Source organism: Clostridium paridis (assembly GCF_016765615.1).
Taxonomy (GTDB): domain Bacteria; phylum Bacillota; class Clostridia; order Clostridiales; family Clostridiaceae; genus Clostridium_T; species Clostridium_T paridis.
On record NZ_JAESWA010000020.1, the window covers coordinates 95,051 to 112,179 of the forward strand.

At 30.6% G+C, this 17,129-nt stretch carries 17 protein-coding genes; all 17 read left to right on the plus strand.

Annotation, left to right across the window (positions count from 1 at the left end; translation table 11 throughout):
• Positions 1–452: 452 nt before the first annotated feature.
• Complete coding sequence (locus JK634_RS06925; protein WP_202766912.1) at positions 453–1,016, plus strand: hypothetical protein; 564 nt, start codon at positions 453–455, stop codon at positions 1,014–1,016.
• Positions 1,017–1,226: 210 nt separating this feature from the next.
• Entirely contained in the window at positions 1,227–1,529 is a 303-nt protein-coding gene (locus JK634_RS06930; RefSeq protein WP_202766913.1) for a DUF6514 family protein, read from the plus strand.
• 131 nt (positions 1,530–1,660) lie between these two features.
• On the plus strand, positions 1,661–2,032 hold the full coding sequence (gene acpS / locus JK634_RS06935) for a holo-ACP synthase (protein WP_202766914.1): 372 nt from the start codon (positions 1,661–1,663) through the stop codon (positions 2,030–2,032).
• Between the two features lie 9 nt (positions 2,033–2,041).
• Positions 2,042–3,535 carry an NAD(P)H-hydrate dehydratase gene (locus tag JK634_RS06940; RefSeq protein ID WP_202766915.1) on the plus strand — a complete coding sequence of 498 codons (1,494 nt, stop codon included), beginning with the start codon at positions 2,042–2,044 and terminating at the stop codon, positions 3,533–3,535.
• A 271-nt stretch (positions 3,536–3,806) separates the two neighbouring features.
• The gene (locus tag JK634_RS06945; RefSeq protein ID WP_202766916.1) at positions 3,807–4,427 is read left to right on the plus strand and encodes a germination lipoprotein GerS-related protein; all 621 of its coding nucleotides are present in this window, start codon (positions 3,807–3,809) and stop codon (positions 4,425–4,427) included.
• Between the two features lie 12 nt (positions 4,428–4,439).
• The gene (alr, locus tag JK634_RS06950) at positions 4,440–5,600 is read left to right on the plus strand and encodes an alanine racemase (RefSeq protein WP_202766917.1); all 1,161 of its coding nucleotides are present in this window, start codon (positions 4,440–4,442) and stop codon (positions 5,598–5,600) included.
• A 108-nt stretch (positions 5,601–5,708) separates the two neighbouring features.
• Complete coding sequence (locus JK634_RS06955; protein WP_202766918.1) at positions 5,709–5,942, plus strand: hypothetical protein; 234 nt, start codon at positions 5,709–5,711, stop codon at positions 5,940–5,942.
• A 7-nt stretch (positions 5,943–5,949) separates the two neighbouring features.
• Positions 5,950–6,303: a type II toxin-antitoxin system PemK/MazF family toxin gene (locus JK634_RS06960; protein WP_274228687.1), complete on the plus strand. Its 354-nt coding sequence runs from the start codon at positions 5,950–5,952 to the stop codon at positions 6,301–6,303.
• 433 nt (positions 6,304–6,736) lie between these two features.
• Positions 6,737–7,561 (plus strand): transketolase, encoded by an 825-nt coding sequence (locus JK634_RS06965; RefSeq protein ID WP_202766919.1) that lies wholly within the window; start codon positions 6,737–6,739, stop codon positions 7,559–7,561.
• Positions 7,561–8,505: a transketolase family protein gene (locus JK634_RS06970; RefSeq protein ID WP_202766920.1), complete on the plus strand. Its 945-nt coding sequence runs from the start codon at positions 7,561–7,563 to the stop codon at positions 8,503–8,505. The genes JK634_RS06965 and JK634_RS06970 overlap by 1 nt, the downstream gene beginning before the upstream one ends.
• A gap of 182 nt (positions 8,506–8,687) precedes the next feature.
• Positions 8,688–9,536: a YitT family protein gene (locus JK634_RS06975; RefSeq protein ID WP_202766921.1), complete on the plus strand. Its 849-nt coding sequence runs from the start codon at positions 8,688–8,690 to the stop codon at positions 9,534–9,536.
• Between the two features lie 25 nt (positions 9,537–9,561).
• Positions 9,562–10,407 (plus strand): YitT family protein, encoded by an 846-nt coding sequence (locus JK634_RS06980; RefSeq protein WP_202766922.1) that lies wholly within the window; start codon positions 9,562–9,564, stop codon positions 10,405–10,407.
• A 323-nt stretch (positions 10,408–10,730) separates the two neighbouring features.
• Positions 10,731–11,420 (plus strand): cell division ATP-binding protein FtsE, encoded by a 690-nt coding sequence (gene ftsE, locus JK634_RS06985; protein WP_202766923.1) that lies wholly within the window; start codon positions 10,731–10,733, stop codon positions 11,418–11,420.
• Positions 11,407–12,297 (plus strand): permease-like cell division protein FtsX, encoded by an 891-nt coding sequence (ftsX, locus tag JK634_RS06990; protein WP_202766924.1) that lies wholly within the window; start codon positions 11,407–11,409, stop codon positions 12,295–12,297. Before ftsE ends, ftsX begins: the two co-directional genes overlap by 14 nt.
• A gap of 101 nt (positions 12,298–12,398) precedes the next feature.
• Positions 12,399–13,655 (plus strand): S41 family peptidase, encoded by a 1,257-nt coding sequence (locus JK634_RS06995; protein ID WP_202766925.1) that lies wholly within the window; start codon positions 12,399–12,401, stop codon positions 13,653–13,655.
• A gap of 14 nt (positions 13,656–13,669) precedes the next feature.
• Positions 13,670–14,938, plus strand: a complete 1,269-nt coding sequence (locus tag JK634_RS07000) for a PDZ domain-containing protein (protein ID WP_202766926.1) — start codon at positions 13,670–13,672, stop codon at positions 14,936–14,938.
• A gap of 191 nt (positions 14,939–15,129) precedes the next feature.
• Entirely contained in the window at positions 15,130–17,103 is a 1,974-nt protein-coding gene (gene uvrB / locus JK634_RS07005) for an excinuclease ABC subunit UvrB (RefSeq protein ID WP_202766927.1), read from the plus strand.
• The last annotated feature ends 26 nt before the right edge of the window (positions 17,104–17,129 follow it).

The following is a 17,129-nucleotide window of genomic DNA, read 5'->3' on the forward strand; positions in this document are numbered from 1 at the left end:
ATTGATTAAATTATACAACAAAAAAAATAAAAATAAAAGAGATAAAAGGCAAATTACTCTTAAATATTGTTAAAAATTTAATAATGTAATTTATAATATTATTTTAAAAATCACATAATACCATATTTTGGTTATATTTATTAGGATAAAATATTACTAATTCCATCTTTGTTTAGAATTTTTTGAAGATTTTTCATAAATATGTTGATTTTTAATTTTCGTGTGTTATAATAAATTCATGGTATGGGAACGTATACAAAAAATTTCAACTATGGGATTATGGATTTATTGAGAGATTAAGAGAGCTAATTTAATTGGCTCTCTTTTCTTATTAATAAATAACATAAAATATGAAATTCCTACATAAAATAGTACCTGACACTAGTACTATTAGTATTCTTATACATTTTGAAATATCTTTTAGTTAATGTATAAATTAGGGAGGGAATAAAATGATTCACAAAATGTCTTCAAAAAGTTTTTATGAATTTGTAACATTAGCTGTTGCGAGAGAGTTAGAGTATTTTATAAATGAATCTAACTACACTGTAGCTTTCAATAGTAACATCAAAAATTTAGTTGATGAGTTAAAAGCTTTAGGGAAATTAAACATAGAATTCATGGTTCTATTTAATACTAGTGGTGAGATAGCACTTATTAATGAAGAAATAGTAGGTGGATATATTGCTGAAAGAATGGTTAAACAATTAAGAACTGACTATGGAATAAATGACGAAGAAGAAATTTTGAAAAAAATTATAAATGGTGAAAATACAGAAAAGGAATTGTTCATATCAAACATCTATAAGTACTTAATTAAGATATTAAAGGAAATATATAAGGATATTAGATATAGAAGGGAAGTCTTAGAGAGTTATAAGAAGAGATATTCATTAAATAATATGGAGACAGAAGAAATGGCAGTGACTTTAGCATCAATTTTGATTATTGAAGATATTTGTGGATATTTATCGCTAGATGTTGAGTTAAAAAATATTATAATTCAAAATTTATAATATTTTTCGCAAGAAAGTAGATTTTTGTAGATAAAGAGAAGTTTGTATATAGTACAAAGTACATTTTAAGATAATAATGTCTATTTATGAGAGAAATTAATTTAAAGCTTGTTCATCTTTTGACAAGTTTTTTGAAACCCTTATGTTATGATTTTTTTATACAGTATTTTTATGCCGAAGGGAAAATTGTAAAGATTAAGGGGGATAAAAATGGTTATTTTGAAGAGTGAAAAAGCAGTGGAGGAAATTGACTTTGATATTAGGTATGAATATTCATACAGGCTAACAGAAAATTTATATGATAACGTTAAAGCATATGGTATTGAAGCGGAGCGCTTACTGTTTAAAGCTGAAGAGTTAAAGGATGTAGAGCGAGAAAGTATAAATCTGATTTCGCCAATTTATAGCAAGGTTGAAGAAATGTTAAACTTAATATATAAGCATAAAGTTTCTCCTGTTCATGTTATTGACATATTAGGAGAAAAGGTTGATGAATGTGTTCTAGATTTTTAGATATATATTATGATCAAGTGATTGGGCAGGGATTGGCGCTTAATACTCATTTAAACAATTATTAGCCAATCCTTGCTAATTAAATTCTCCAGTTGTAGAATTTAGATATATTTATTAATTGGAGGAATACAATGATATATGGTGTTGGAGTTGACATAATAGAAATTGATAGAGTCGAGCGAGCAGTTAACAGAACTTCAAGTTTTTTAGCTAAAGTTTTTACTGAAAACGAAATACACTACTTTAAAAATAAAAACAATAATTATGAAAGCTTAGCAGGGAGTTACGCGGCAAAAGAAGCGTTCTCAAAAGCAGTAGGGTTAGGTTTTAGAGGATTCACTTTGGGTGAAGTTGAGGTAGTAAGAGATGAACTAGGAAAACCATCAATTGTGTTATATGGAAATGCTAAAGAGTTAGCGGATAAATTGAATGTAAGTAATATTCATTTAAGTATCTCACATAATAAAACAGACGCAATTGCATATGTTATTTTAGAAATATAAGGAGGAGTTATGATTGAAGTTTTAGGTTCAGAAGGTTGCAGAGCTATGGATAGAAAAACCATAGAAATTCTTAAAATGCCGAGTGTGCTATTAATGGAAAATGCAGTTTTCTCAATGGTAAAACATTTTTATCATCTAGATGACATTTTAATTATCTGTGGAGTAGGAAATAATGGTGGTGATGGGGTTGCATTAGCAAGACATTTATATTTTCTAAATAAGAAGGTAAGAGTAATTGTTGTAGGTTCCTTAGATAAAGCATCAGTGGATTTTGTTTGTAATTATAATATATTAAAAAATCTAAATGTACATATTATATTAATTAATAAGGACGATTTAAATATTAAAACTATTTGTAGAAATACTAAAATTATAGTCGATTGCTTATTTGGGACAGGTCTCACAAGAAACTTAAATGAGCAGTACATAAAAATAGTTGAAAGTATGAATTCTTCTCCAGCCTATAAAATTTCCATAGATGTGCCTTCAGGGTTAAATTGCGATACGGGAGAAGTTATGGGAGCATCAGTCAAGGCAGATAAAACTATAACCTTTCAGACAATGAAAAGAGGATTCTTAAACTATAAGGCTCTAAGTTATTTAGGGGAAGTAATAATAGAGCCTATAGGAATTCCAGAAAGCATTTTAAAAGAAGTAAGTGAAGGAATAGTTATGACGGAAAGAGCTGATATAAGCAGTCTTATTCCTAAGAGGGAAAGGTTCGGCTATAAAAGTGATTATGGTAGAGTTGCAATTATAGCTGGGAGTGAGGAATATTCTGGAGCAGCATACTTGACAGCACAAGCAGCTGTTAAAACAGGTTCGGGCTTAGTGAATTTATATACTCATAGAAAGATAAGGGATTCTATGAGGAATAAATTAAATGAAGCTATGGTGGGAGTGTATCATCTAGAAGAGGAAATAGGGGAAAAAATAAATTCAGCGCAAGTAGTTGCAATTGGCCCAGGGTTAGGAACAACTCCAGAAGCCAACAAACTAATTAATTGGGTAATCACTAATTATACTGGTAAGATTGTTATAGATGCTGATGGGTTAAATGTATTAGCTAGTCAATTGGACATATTAAATAAGTGTAAGGGTGACATAATTGTAACGCCACATTTGGGCGAAATGGCGAGACTCACAGGTAAAGGGATAGACGATTTTAATATGAACAGAATTGATATAGCAAAAGAATTCTCAAACAAATATGGAGTAACTGTATTATTGAAGGGATTGTATACGGTTATTGCAGGAGAGAATCGGGTATACGTAAACCCTACAGGAAATAGTTCTATGGCATCAGGAGGTATGGGGGATACACTGACCGGAATAATTGCATCACTTATTGGACAAGGGATAAATATCCTTGATGCAGCAAAATTAGGGTCATATATTCATGGATATATAGGAGAACGTTTATCTGAGGAGATGTATTCAGTTAGTGCAACAAGTATAATAGAAAAGATTCCAAGTTATTTAAAGGAATTAACCGGTGGATAACCTCCTTGACGATTTTTACTCTTTAGGAACTTGTAATATTTTAAGCTCAGGATAACATTATAAGTATCCTATAAAAACTATAGATTTACCTAAGAGTAAAAAATAGAATTAGTCGCCTGCCAGTTTTTCCTCACATGCGTTTGGAAAGGCAGATGCGAGTAAAAAATCGACGGCTCATAATCGCCTTGACGATTTTTTATAACTTAAATTATGAATAATTAAATTCATTTAATAATAGTATTAGTGTAGAGCAAATAACTTTGGAGGAAAAATGAAAAAAAAGATTGCACTAAGCATGTTATTATTTGTAATAATTTTATCTTGTATTTCTATTATCTATATGAAAATTTCCAGTTCACCAGAGAGAGTTTTGAAACTATTAAGAAACATTAAGAGTTATGAATGTAATGTAGATTATAAATTTTATAATTCAATGGGAGAAAAAGAAGAAACCACTAAGCAGTATTTTTTGAAGGAAAAAGGTAATAAAGTGGTCTTTGGAGACAATAGAATTCAGGTGTATAATAATGAGGGACAAGTTGTAGGTGGAAATGATAAAGATGGAGAATTATTTGAAACTTCTAAGGAAAACTATGACTTCTATGAAGCTTCATTTATAAACAACTTATCAAAGTATTTAAATGATGAAAGATCATTATCATTTGAGTATAATAAGGAAATTGGAAAAGGATATTATAAAGTTAGCATACCACTAGATATTAATAATCCGAATTTGGATGTAGGGATTTTATATATAAACATTCCAGATAAAGTTCCAGAGCGATTTGTCATATTAAATAAAAAAGGCGAAAAAACATTTGAGGCTAGGTACACTGACTTTCAGATCAATCCTAGACTTGATGAAGGTCTTTTGGAAATTAAAAGCAACTAAGAGGTGGAATTAATGGATGAAAGCATAAGACCAGTTTGGGCAGAAATTAACCTGAATTCTTTGGAAAATAATATGAGACAGATTAAAAATTTAGTAAAGGATAAAAAGATTTACGCAGTTGTAAAGGCTGATGGATATGGCCATGGAGCACTAGATGTCGCACCAATTTTTCTGGAAAATGGAGCTACAGGATTAGCTGTAGCGGTTATTACAGAAGCACTAGAATTAAGGAGATCAGGGGTTAAGGCACCTATCCTAATTTTAGGATATACACCACTAACATTTGGTGATAAGATGGCTCAATATGATATTGAACAAACTGTCTATGATCTTAATTATGTTAAAGGACTTTCAGATATAGCAATAAAAGAGAAGAGAAATATAAAAATTCATATAGCATTAGATACAGGAATGGGGAGAATTGGAATATTACCAAATGAAGAGGGACTAGAAATTGTAAGAAAGATAAGCAAGCTTCCCAATATAATATTGGAGGGGATTTTTACTCATTTCTCCACAGCAGATGAAACTGATAAAAGTTATACTAAATATCAATTAAAGCTGTTTTATGATTTTACTAATAGATTAGAACAAGAAGGAATTAAATTTAATGTTAAACATGTATCTAATAGTGCAGCTATAATGGATATGGAAGAAACTTATTTTGATGGAGTAAGGCCAGGCATAATAATGTATGGGTATTATCCATCAGATGAAGTTCTTAAAGATAAGCTTAATCTAAAACCTGCATTGACTTTGAAAACTTCAATCGCGCATTTAAAGACATTGCCTGAAGGTATGTATATAAGCTATGGAAGAAAATTTAAAACAGAGCGAGAAAGTGTTATAGCAACACTTCCAGTAGGATATGCAGATGGGTATACAAGATCTCTTTCAAATAAGGGTAAAGTTATCATTAATGGGAAATTAGCTCCTATAGTTGGAAGGGTATGCATGGATCAAGTCATGGTTGACGTTACAGATGTTGGAGAAGTAAGTGTTGGTGATGAGGTTGTTCTATTAGGAGAACAAGGAGAAGCTAAATTTAATGCTGATGACTTAGCTGAGATTCTAGATACTATCAATTATGAGATAATCTGTATGATAGGCAGAAGAGTTCCAAGAGTTTACATTAGAGATGGAAAAATTGTCAAAATAAGAAACTATGTGTAGTATTTGAAAAAAATAAATAGAGAAACAAAGGTCGAAATCTTTGACAACGTGACATAATTTGTAATATAATTAATACATAATCTCTTTTTCTACCTAGGAGGAATGGTTATGTCTCTATCAAAGAAAAATTTAAATTTATCCGTAAATATTGAAAAAAACTGTAAATATACAGATGGTAATCTAATATTATATATTGAAGGCAAAGAAATGATTTATTCAGAAGCAGAGCTTTCAAAGGGCTATGGTGAAATGGCCGAAATTAATTTAGAACTAGCTGAGACTTGTATTAGAGGTTCATTAGAAGAAACCGACTATTACGAGAATTGGTTATGCGGAGTGTGATAGACATATGACCACAATGGTAGTAAAAAGAGGAGATGTGTTTTATGCCGACTTAAGTCCTGTTATAGGTTCAGAACAAGGTGGTATAAGGCCAGTTATAATTATACAAAATGATATTGGGAATAAGTATAGTCCTACAGTTATTGTAGCAGCTATTACTTCTCAAATTAATAAAGCTAAGTTGCCTACTCATGTAGAGATTTCTTCAGAAGAATATGGCTTAAATAGAGATTCAGTTGTTTTACTTGAACAATTACGAACCTTAGATAAGAGAAGATTAAAAGAAAAGATAGGGCATATGACAGATTCTGATATGGACAAGGTTAGCAAGGCATTAGTAATAAGCTTAGGGCTTATTTAGAAGATTATAATAAAAATTGAACAATATACAATGAAAAACTCAGTTTAGGCTGAGTTTTTTTGCTATTTAAGAATTTATAGCATTTTGAGTTTGAGGATTTTTTATTTAAAGGGAGAAAAATTTAATCTACATATATTAATATACTTAAGGAAAAATTATATATATAGCTACATAAAGTTTTAATATGATAAAAAAATCCTTTTTTCTATAATATAAAGATATATTATTTGTTTTTTTAGTTACTCAGAAGCAATGATAAGGTATGTGTTTGGATTATAGTATTTTTAAATAGTATAGCACATATAATTAAAAGGTATAAAAAACATAGCACATATACACTAATATTATGTACAAAGAAAAAATTGTATGATATAATGACTTAGGAAAAAAGGTAATCTTTATTAAGTTAATTTTTTTAATCAGGAGGGCAAAAATGAGTAATAAAATATCAGAATTACAGAGTATAGCCAAAGAAATAAGAAAAGATATAGTAACTATGCTAACAGAATCAGCATCAGGACATCCAGGTGGTTCACTATCAGCAACAGATATAGTTACAACATTATTTTTTAACGAAATGAATATAAGTCCGGAAAATCCAAATAATCCAGATAGAGATAGATTTGTATTATCAAAAGGTCATGCAGCGCCAGTTTTATATTCTGCGTTAGCAAGAAAAGGATATTTACCAGTTGAAGAATTAAAAACATTAAGAAAGATTGGTTCAAGACTTCAAGGTCATCCTAATATGAATGACTTACCAGGAATAGATATGTCAACTGGATCACTTGGTCAAGGAATATCAGCTGCTGTTGGAATGGCTATAGCTGGAAAACTTGATAATAAAAATTATAGAGTATTTGCACTTTTAGGAGATGGAGAATTAGAAGAAGGACAAGTATGGGAAGCAGCTATGAGTGCAGCTCATTACAGATTAGATAACTTAACTATATTTATAGATTACAACGGATTACAAATAGATGGAGATGTACATCAAGTTATGAACCCAGCTCCAATTGATAAAAAATATGAAGCATTTGGTTGGAAAACAATAATAATCGATGGACATAACTATGAAGAAATATTAGCAGCTATTGAAACTGCTAAAAAAACAAAAGGAGCACCTACAGCAATTATATGTAAAACAGTTAAAGGTAAGGGTGTTTCATTTATGGAGAACGAGGCAGCATGGCATGGAACAGCTCCAAGTGTTGAACAATGTGAAAAAGCATTAAAAGAAATTGGAGGAGAAAAATAATGAGTAAGAAAATTGCTACTAGAGAAGCTTATGGAAAAACATTAGCGGAGATAGGACAAAAAAATAATAATATAGTTGTATTAGATGCTGACCTTTCAAAATCTACAAAAACAGCAGATTTCCAAAAGGTTTGTGCTGATAGATTTATAAATATGGGAATTGCAGAAGGAAATATGATGTCTGTAGCAGCTGGAATATCAACTTGTGGCAAAATTCCTTTTGTAAGTACATTTGCAATGTTTGCAGCAGGAAGAGCTTTCGAACAAATAAGAAATTCAATATGTTATCCTAGATTAAATGTTAAAGTATGTGCTACTCATGCAGGATTAACTGTTGGAGAGGATGGAGCATCTCACCAAGCAATTGAAGATCTAGCATTAATGAGAAGTATTCCAGGAATGACAGTTATTTGCCCTAGTGATGCAGTAGAAACTGATGCTGCAATAAAGGCAATTGCAGAGTTTAATGGTCCTTGTTATGTTAGATTAGGAAGGGCAGCAGTAAATATAATAAATGATAATGCAGATTATAAATTCCAAATAGGAAAAGGTGTAACATTAAAGGACGGAAAAGACGTTACACTTGTTGCAACAGGAATAATGGTTGATGTAGTACTTGAAGCAAGAGAGATTTTAGAAGCAGAAGGCATTAGTACAAGAGTAATTAATATTCATACATTAAAGCCAATAGATAATGAATTATTAGTAAAAGCAGCAAAAGAAACAGGAGCAATAGTTTCAGCTGAAGAACATAATATAATCGGAGGTTTAGGTTCAGCTATATCTGAGGTAATCTCTGAAGAAGTTCCAGTTCCAGTAATTAAAGTTGGAGTTAAAGATACTTTTGGAGAAAGTGGAAAGCCAGACGAATTATTAAAGGCTTATGGATTAACAGCTGAAGAAGTAGTAAAAGCAGCTAAAAAGGCATTAAGTTTAAAAAAATAAGTTGGATTATATAGAAATAAACAGTATAGCATGTAAATTTTGCTATACTGTTTTTAATTTTTAAGCTAAAATATTAAATGCTGGATATTTTTTAGTTATATCGTATTTATAAAAAGCTAAAAGAGTAAAATAATAAATATAATAAGAATAAATTACAAACACTACTGCCATAGGAGGTTATTATGAATAAAAATATATTAAAAGATTATTTTTTAATTACAGTAGGTATACTTTTAGTTGTTTTCTCACTAGAGTATTTTTTCATCCCAAATGATATTGCTGCTGGAGGAGTAACAGGTATAGCAATAGTTCTTACTAAATATGTGACTTGGCTAAAAACAGGTACTGTAGTATTCATATTAAATCTTATATTATTTGCAGTAGCATTTTTATTAATAGGTGGTAACTTTGGAGCTAAAACAATATACGCCAGTTTTGGGTTATCATTTATTATGTGGGTAGTAGAAAGATTTTTAAAGCCTACAGCATTAACAACTGATTTAATGTTAGCAGCTATTTTTGGAACCATAGTTACATCTTTGGGAATGGCAATGATTTTTAATGTTAATGCTTCAACTGGAGGAACTGACATAGTAGCTAAGATAATTAATAAATATATAAGCATAGATATTGGGAAATCATTATTATCAGTAGATTTTTTAGTCACCTTAGCAGGTGCAGTAACTTTTGGAGTGAACAGAGGGCTTTATGCACTTCTATGCGTTATATTTAACGGATTAGCAATTGATAGAGTAATAGAAGGATTTAAGAGTTGTAAAGAAGTTACTATAATTAGTGATAAGAACAAAGAAATAAGCCAATTTATAATTAAAGATTTAGATAGAGGATGTACATTTATTCAAGGAAAAGGTGGCTTTTCAGGAAATGATACAGCTCTTTTATATACTGTGTTAGGTAGAAATGAATTTATTAAATTAAAGAATTATATAAAAGAAATAGATAAAGCGGCATTTATAACAGTAGGAGAAGTTCATGAAGTTTTAGGAGAAGGTTTTGGGGAGTTACAATAAGTTGTAGTAGAGGGGGCATTGCAGTTTGAAAAAATATTTTAAAGAAAACTTATTAATTACTATAGGAATATTACTTACAGCAATATCATTAGAATACTTTTTTTATCCAAACAATATAGCTGCTGGGGGGATCTCAGGTCTTGCATTAGTTCTAAACAAAATATTTGGGATATCTCCAGGACTAATACTAATAATTGCTAATATTATATTGTTTGCTTTAGCATTTATATTAATTGGGGGAAATTTTGGCGGTAAAAGTATTTATGCATCCTTTGGACTTTCACTAGTTTTGTGGCTTATAGAAAAATATCTATCGCCAACTGCAGTAACACACAATCTTGTATTAGCAACAGTAGCTGGTAGTGTTATATCATCATTAGGAATAGCTATGGTTTTTTCTCAGAATTCATCAACAGGGGGAACATCTATTATAGCTAAAATAATAAACAAATATCTTCATTTAGATATTGGAAAGTGCTTGTTAATAACTGACTTCATAATTACAATCCTTGCTATCTATACTTTTGGTGTTGATTTAGGAATGTTTGGACTCATCAGTGTATTTCTTATTGGAAGTATGGTTGATAAGTTTATAGAAGGATTTAATGTTTGTAAGCAAGTCTTTATAATTAGCTCAAAAGGTGAAGAAATTGTAAAATATATTTTAAATGAGGTTGATAGAGGCTGTACTGTACTAGATGGAACAGGTGGATACTCCAAAGCAAATAATCAAATTATATTTACAGTGGTAAATAGACGTCAATTTATTAAGCTTAAATTCAAGATAAAAGAAATAGACCCAAGAGCATTTATAACAGTTAATGATGTTAGAGAGGTGCTAGGTGAGGGATTTACCATGCTTGAGGGATAAAAAAAGTGGGTACATATGTAAATTAAATATTTATTTTGAACGGATCTGAATTCAAAAATGACTTTAATGAAGAAGTTGTTTGGGGGTTCAGATTTTTTATACAGTATAACAAAGTTTTGAAGTAATGGTTTTAATTTCAAACAAGATACACCAAGTTTAGTATGAACTTTTTCGTAATATTATTAAATATGACAAAAAACTTTAAAAAATTGGATTTTATAATGGATTTTAACTATGTTATAATAAAAAAGTGTTTATGTTTTTTATAGTGAAAATAATAATCATAGTAAAAAACCACACAAAAAAAATTGAGGAGTGTTTTTATGATAGAATTTAAGAATGTAAGTAAAATTTATAATAACAATGTAAAAGCCTTAGCTAAAGTTAATATAAATATAGAGACAGGAGAATTTGTATTCCTAGTTGGTCCTTCAGGGGCAGGTAAGTCAACATTTATAAAAATGCTTCTGAAAGAAATAGACCCAACAGAGGGAAAGATAACTGTAAATGGGACAGATTTATCAAATATAAAGAGAAATCAAATACCTTACTATAGAAGAAAAATGGGAATGGTATTTCAAGATTTTAGATTAATACCAACTCTTAATGTATATGAAAATGTTGCATTTGCTATGAGAGTTGTTGAGTCTTCTCCAAGAGAAATAAGAAGAAGAGTACCTATGGTACTTTCATTGGTAGGATTATCACACAAATATAAAATGTTTCCTACTGAATTATCAGGAGGAGAACAACAAAGAGTTTCATTAGCAAGAGCCATAGTAAACAATCCAGCAGTTTTAATTGCGGATGAGCCTACTGGAAATTTAGATCCTGAAACTGCGACAGAAATAATGAATTTACTAGAGGATATAAATAGGGCAGGAACAACAGTGTTAATGGCAACACATGCTAAAGATATTGTTGATACTATGAAGAAAAGAGTTATAGCCATTGAGAAAGGGCAAATAGCTAGAGATGAAATGAGAGGTAGGTACGAAGATGAAATTAAGTAGTATTAAGTATTTTATAGTAGATGCATTTAAGAGTATAAAAAGAAATAAAACTATAAGTTTGGCCTCAATGGCAACTGTATTAATGACGTTACTAATATTTGGTGTATTCTTGTTAGCAGCACTAAATGTTGGAAAAGGTGTGCAAGATATAGAATCAAAAGTAGAAATTAAAGTATTCTTAAAAGATGACATAACTATGATGGACCAAAGAGATGTTCAAATTAAGTTGAAAGAACAAACTGGGGTTAAAGATGTAAATTATGAATCCAAGGAAGAAGCTTTAGATAAATTTAAAGATCAATTAAATGAATATAAAGATTTACTTAATGGATATAATAGTGATACAAATCCATTACCAGCATCTTTTTTAGTTACACTTGAAAAGCCTGAATATGCTAAAGATGTAGCAAATTCAGTAAGCGGTATGACTGGTGTAGAGAATATTGGAAATGACCAAGATGTTATAAATAAGATTTCTTCATTCACTAAAGCAGTAAGATGGGTTGGTGTAGTTTTATTTGTAATATTAGTAGCAGTTTCATTATTCTTAATAATTAATACTATAAAGTTAACAGTTTTCTCAAGAAGAAGAGAAATTGGTATAATGAAATTCGTAGGAGCTACAGATTGGTTTATAAGATGGCCATTTATCATTGAAGGTGTGATTATTGGATTAGTGGGAGCTATATTCTCAAACATAGTATTGTTTTTTTCATACAAGGCACTATTCTCATTATTATCTAAACAATTAATTACAGTAAGTTTAGTTAGTCCATTCTATGTTTTAAGCACTATGTCATGGGAATTTATATTAGGTGGAATTCTTATAGGTGCCTTTGGTAGTATAATTGCCCTAAGAAAGTTCTTAGTTGTATAAGATTAAAAAAATTATTAATTTTATACATATTATGCCCCATAATGAAAATATAATATAAACCTGGGTATAATTTAAATTAGGGTTATGAATGGAGGCACAAGATGGAAGATAATCATAATAATGAAAGAAGAAGTTCTAAGACTTTTAAGATCACTGCTATTGCTTTACTTATAGTTCTATTTATTGGAAGTAATGTATTATCTTTATTCTTAGGAAATAAGATGGCATTTAGAGGTATATCACTTCCAGGAGTAGGCGGGAGTTTAGCTAAAGATTTTCAGAATATAAATGATATAGACAAATATAAGAAACTTTTTGCCATTAGAGATGAGTTATATAAAAAATACGATGGACAAATTGATGATAATAAGCTTCTTGACGGAGCTATTAAAGGTATGACAGCAGCACTAGAGGACCCATATACAGTATATATGACTAAAAAGGAAGCAAGTGACTTTATGGGAAGCATGCAAGGGAATATTTCTGGCGTTGGAATAGAATTAGATATAAAAGATGATAAACTTGTTATTGTTGCTCCAATTGAGGGTTCGCCTGCCGAGAAGGCCGGAGTTATGAAAGGTGATATAATTCTTAAAGTTGATGACAAGGATGTTACGGCAAAAGAATATGATAAAGCTAAGGCAATGATAAGAGGAGAAAAGGGGACTAAAGTTAAACTTACCTTAAGTAGAGAGGGTAAGGGAACCTTTGACTTAACAATAACTAGAGATACTATTTCAGTGAAATCTGTTAAAGGTGAAATAATTGAAAATGGAATTGCATTAGTATCTATATCCTCTTTTGATGAACATACGGATCAAGAATTTATTGACACCTTAAATTCCTTGAAGTCTAAGGGGATGAAAGGGATAATACTAGATCTTAGAGGCAATCCAGGTGGATACTTAAATACAGCAGTTAATGTAGTTTCACAATTTATTGATAAGAGCAAAGTAATAGTATCTACTAAGGATAAATATAATAATGAAGAAAAATCTGTATCTAAGGGTGGTAATTTTATTAATACTCCTTTAGTTGTACTTACAGACGAAGGAACGGCTTCAGCAGCTGAAATAGTATCAGGTGCACTTAAAGATTATAAGGCAGCAACTTTAGTTGGTACTAAAACTTTTGGCAAAGGTGTTGTACAGAGTCCAATAGAATTGAATGATGGTACTCTATTAAAAGTAACAATATCTAAATGGTATACTCCTAATGGAAACAATATTCATAAGACAGGTATCATGCCAGATATTCAAGTGGAATATCCAAGTGAGTTGCAAACAAGCCCATATAATAGAAGCAAAGATCCTCAGTTTGAAAAAGCTTTGGATGTAATTAGAGAAAAACTTAAATAGGAGGATTGAAGACTATGGATCTAACTATGTATACATTGAGATCTGTAGCTTATGCAATATTTGGGCCGTATATGTTTTTTGTGCTCATATTACTCGGGGTAATGTTTTATTTTAAAAATAGAAAAGTATCATTGATGCAAAAAATGATAATAGGGGAGAGTATTAACTCTCCCCTAGAACTTACATTGTCTCAGATTGTACTTGGAATTTTTGCAGGAGCTATTGGCAGTTTAATATTAAGCTATTCAGGAGTATTATTTGGTGAAAAATCAGGAATTGAATGGGTATTTTTACTATCTATCTTACTGATGATTTATAGACCAAAATTTGTATGCTTTTCATATAGCGGTTCAATATTAGGAATAATTAGTATTATACTTTATCAAATATATGGAGATAAAGCTCCGATAAATATAAGTATAATTAATCTTATGATTTTTGTGGGTATACTTCACATTGTTGAAGGATTACTCGTTATGTTTGATGGTAGCAGAGGTGCTATCCCAGTGTTTACTAATAAAAGTGGGAAAATATTTGGTGGATTTGCACTAAATAGATATTGGGCTTTACCTATAGCTATTTTTATGATTATTACTAGTTCGACATCTCAGTTTGGTACTGAATCTATTAATACGCCCAATTGGTGGCCGCTTTTAAATCATAATTCTACTCTAGAGTTTTTGAAGAAAGCAGTAGTAGGGTTATTCCCTTTTTATGGGATGATAGGATATTCGTCTATTACTTTCACTAAAAGCAAACGAAAAAAAGCAGTGATGTCAGGAATATTAATTTTATGTTATGGAATGATTCTAGTATTAGTATCTCAGCTTTGCAGGGTAGGTCTAATTGGAGAGATTATTGTGGTTATTTTTGCTCCGTTAGCACATGAAGCTATGATAAGACTTTCGAATATTATGGAAGCAAAATCAGCGCCTATGTACATAAGTGATGATCAAGGTATATGTATTCTTGAAGTTTCGCCTAGTTCTCAAGCTTCTAAGCTAGGAATAAGAAGCGGAGATAAAATTATAAAAGTTAATGAAGAATATATCCAAAGTGAACTTGATATTTACAAAATAGTAAGGGAAAGTTATATGGATATAAAATTAAAAATAAAGAAACTGAATGGAACTTTTCAAGACTTTACAATTACGCCTGATGAAAATAGGAGAATAGGAGTAGTTTTAGTTCCAAAGATGGTAAAAGAAGAACAAGTGGTTAAGTTAAATAATGATTTTCAAGAGATATTAGAAAATATAAAAAAGAAAAAAGATGATGAGTAGTTAAAACTAATAAAAGTAGTTTGTGTAGGCTTGAAATATGTGGTATAGGGTTTTTTTATGGAGAACTTAAAACCCTTTAGTATTATTTTAAGCTTACATTTTTTATTTAAGTACATCATTTTATAAGTTGACTGGCAATAATTAAAAGTATAAAATATATGTATACAAACAAATGTTCGCAGGAGGCGGTTATGGGAAAGTTTAAAATAGAATCAAAATTTAAGCCGACAGGAGACCAGCCAGAGGCTATAGATAGTATAGTTAATGCATTGAATAATGGTGATAGGGGACAGACACTTCTTGGAGTAACTGGCTCAGGAAAAACTTTTACAATGGCAAACATAATAGAAAGGGTACAGAGACCTACCCTAATATTAGCTCATAATAAGACATTAGCTGCTCAACTTTGCGGAGAGTTTAAAGAATTTTTCCCAGATAGCATAGTTGAATATTTTGTATCCTATTATGATTATTATCAGCCTGAAGCATATGTCCCACAAACTGATACTTTTATAGAAAAGGATGCTTCAATAAATGATGAAATAGATAAGCTGCGTCACTCTGCGACTTCAGCACTCTTTGAGAGAAGAGATGTTATAATCGTTGCTTCAGTTTCATGTATATACGGATTAGGAAATCCAGAGGAATATAAAACACTTACCATTTCATTAAGAACTGGAATGGAAAAGGAAAGAGATGAAATAATAAGGAAGCTCATAGAGATTCAATATGAAAGAAATGATATAGATTTTGCAAGAGGAACCTTTAGAGTAAGAGGAGATTCATTAGATATTATTCCTGCATCTTCCTCTAACAAGGGCATAAGAATAGAATTTTTTGGTGATGAGATTGATAGAATTAGAGAATTTGATGTTCTTACTGGCAAAATTTTAGGAGAGAGAAAACATGTATCTATATTCCCAGCATCCCACTTTGCTACATCATCTAGTAAGTTAGAAGTTGCATTAGGAATTATAGAACAGGAATTAGAGGAAAGATTAAAAGTACTTAATGCAGAAGGAAAGTTACTTGAAGCCCAAAGGTTAAAGCAGAGAACAAATTTTGATATAGAAATGATAAGGGAAATGGGATATTGTACAGGAATAGAAAACTACTCTAGAATTTTGGATGGAAGAGCACCCGGAACTTCACCTAAAACATTAATAGATTATTTCCCAGAGGATTATTTATTATTCATAGATGAGTCACATGTAACACTTCCTCAAGTAAGAGCAATGTATGCAGGGGATAGAAGTAGAAAAGAATCCTTGATAGAGTATGGGTTTAGATTGCCTTGTGCTTATGATAACAGACCATTAAAATTTGAAGAGTTCGAAGAAAAAATAAATCAGGTTGTATTTGTATCGGCAACTCCTGCTGCTTATGAAATTGATCATTCAACTAATATAGCAGAACAAATAATAAGACCTACTGGATTATTAGATCCTGTAGTTGAAGTAAGACCTGTAGAAGGACAAATAGATGATCTTTATGCTCAAATTAATGAAACTATAAGTAAAGGCTTTAGAGTTCTAGTAACAACACTAACAAAGAGGATGGCTGAAGACTTAACTAAGTATATGAAGGATTTAGGAGTTAAAACTACTTATATGCATTCTGATATAGAAACGATTGAAAGAATGAAAATCATAAGAAGTTTAAGACTAGGAGAAGTGGATGTTCTCGTAGGTATTAATTTATTAAGAGAAGGGTTAGATATACCTGAAGTTGCCTTAGTGGCAATATTAGATGCTGATAAAGAAGGATTTCTTCGTTCAGAAACTTCATTAATACAAACCATAGGAAGAGCTGCAAGAAATTCTGAATCAAAGGTTATTATGTATGCAGATAGAATAACAAATTCTATGGATAAGGCATTAAAAGAAACCAATAGAAGAAGAGAAATTCAAATGAAGTACAATGAAGAACATGGAATTACTCCTCAAACTATTATTAAAGATGTTAGAGATGTTATTGAAGCAACTAAGAGTGCAGAGGAACAAGAAACTTATAGCATAGCAGCATTATCTTTAGAGGAAAGAATAGAAGATCCAAAGAAACTTATTAAAAAATATAAAGCTGAAATGGCAGAAGCAGCTAAGAATCTTCAATTTGAAAGAGCAGCGGAACTAAGAGATATGATAAAAAAATTAGAGTCAAAATAGATAAAAATGGAAGGATTACCTTCCAT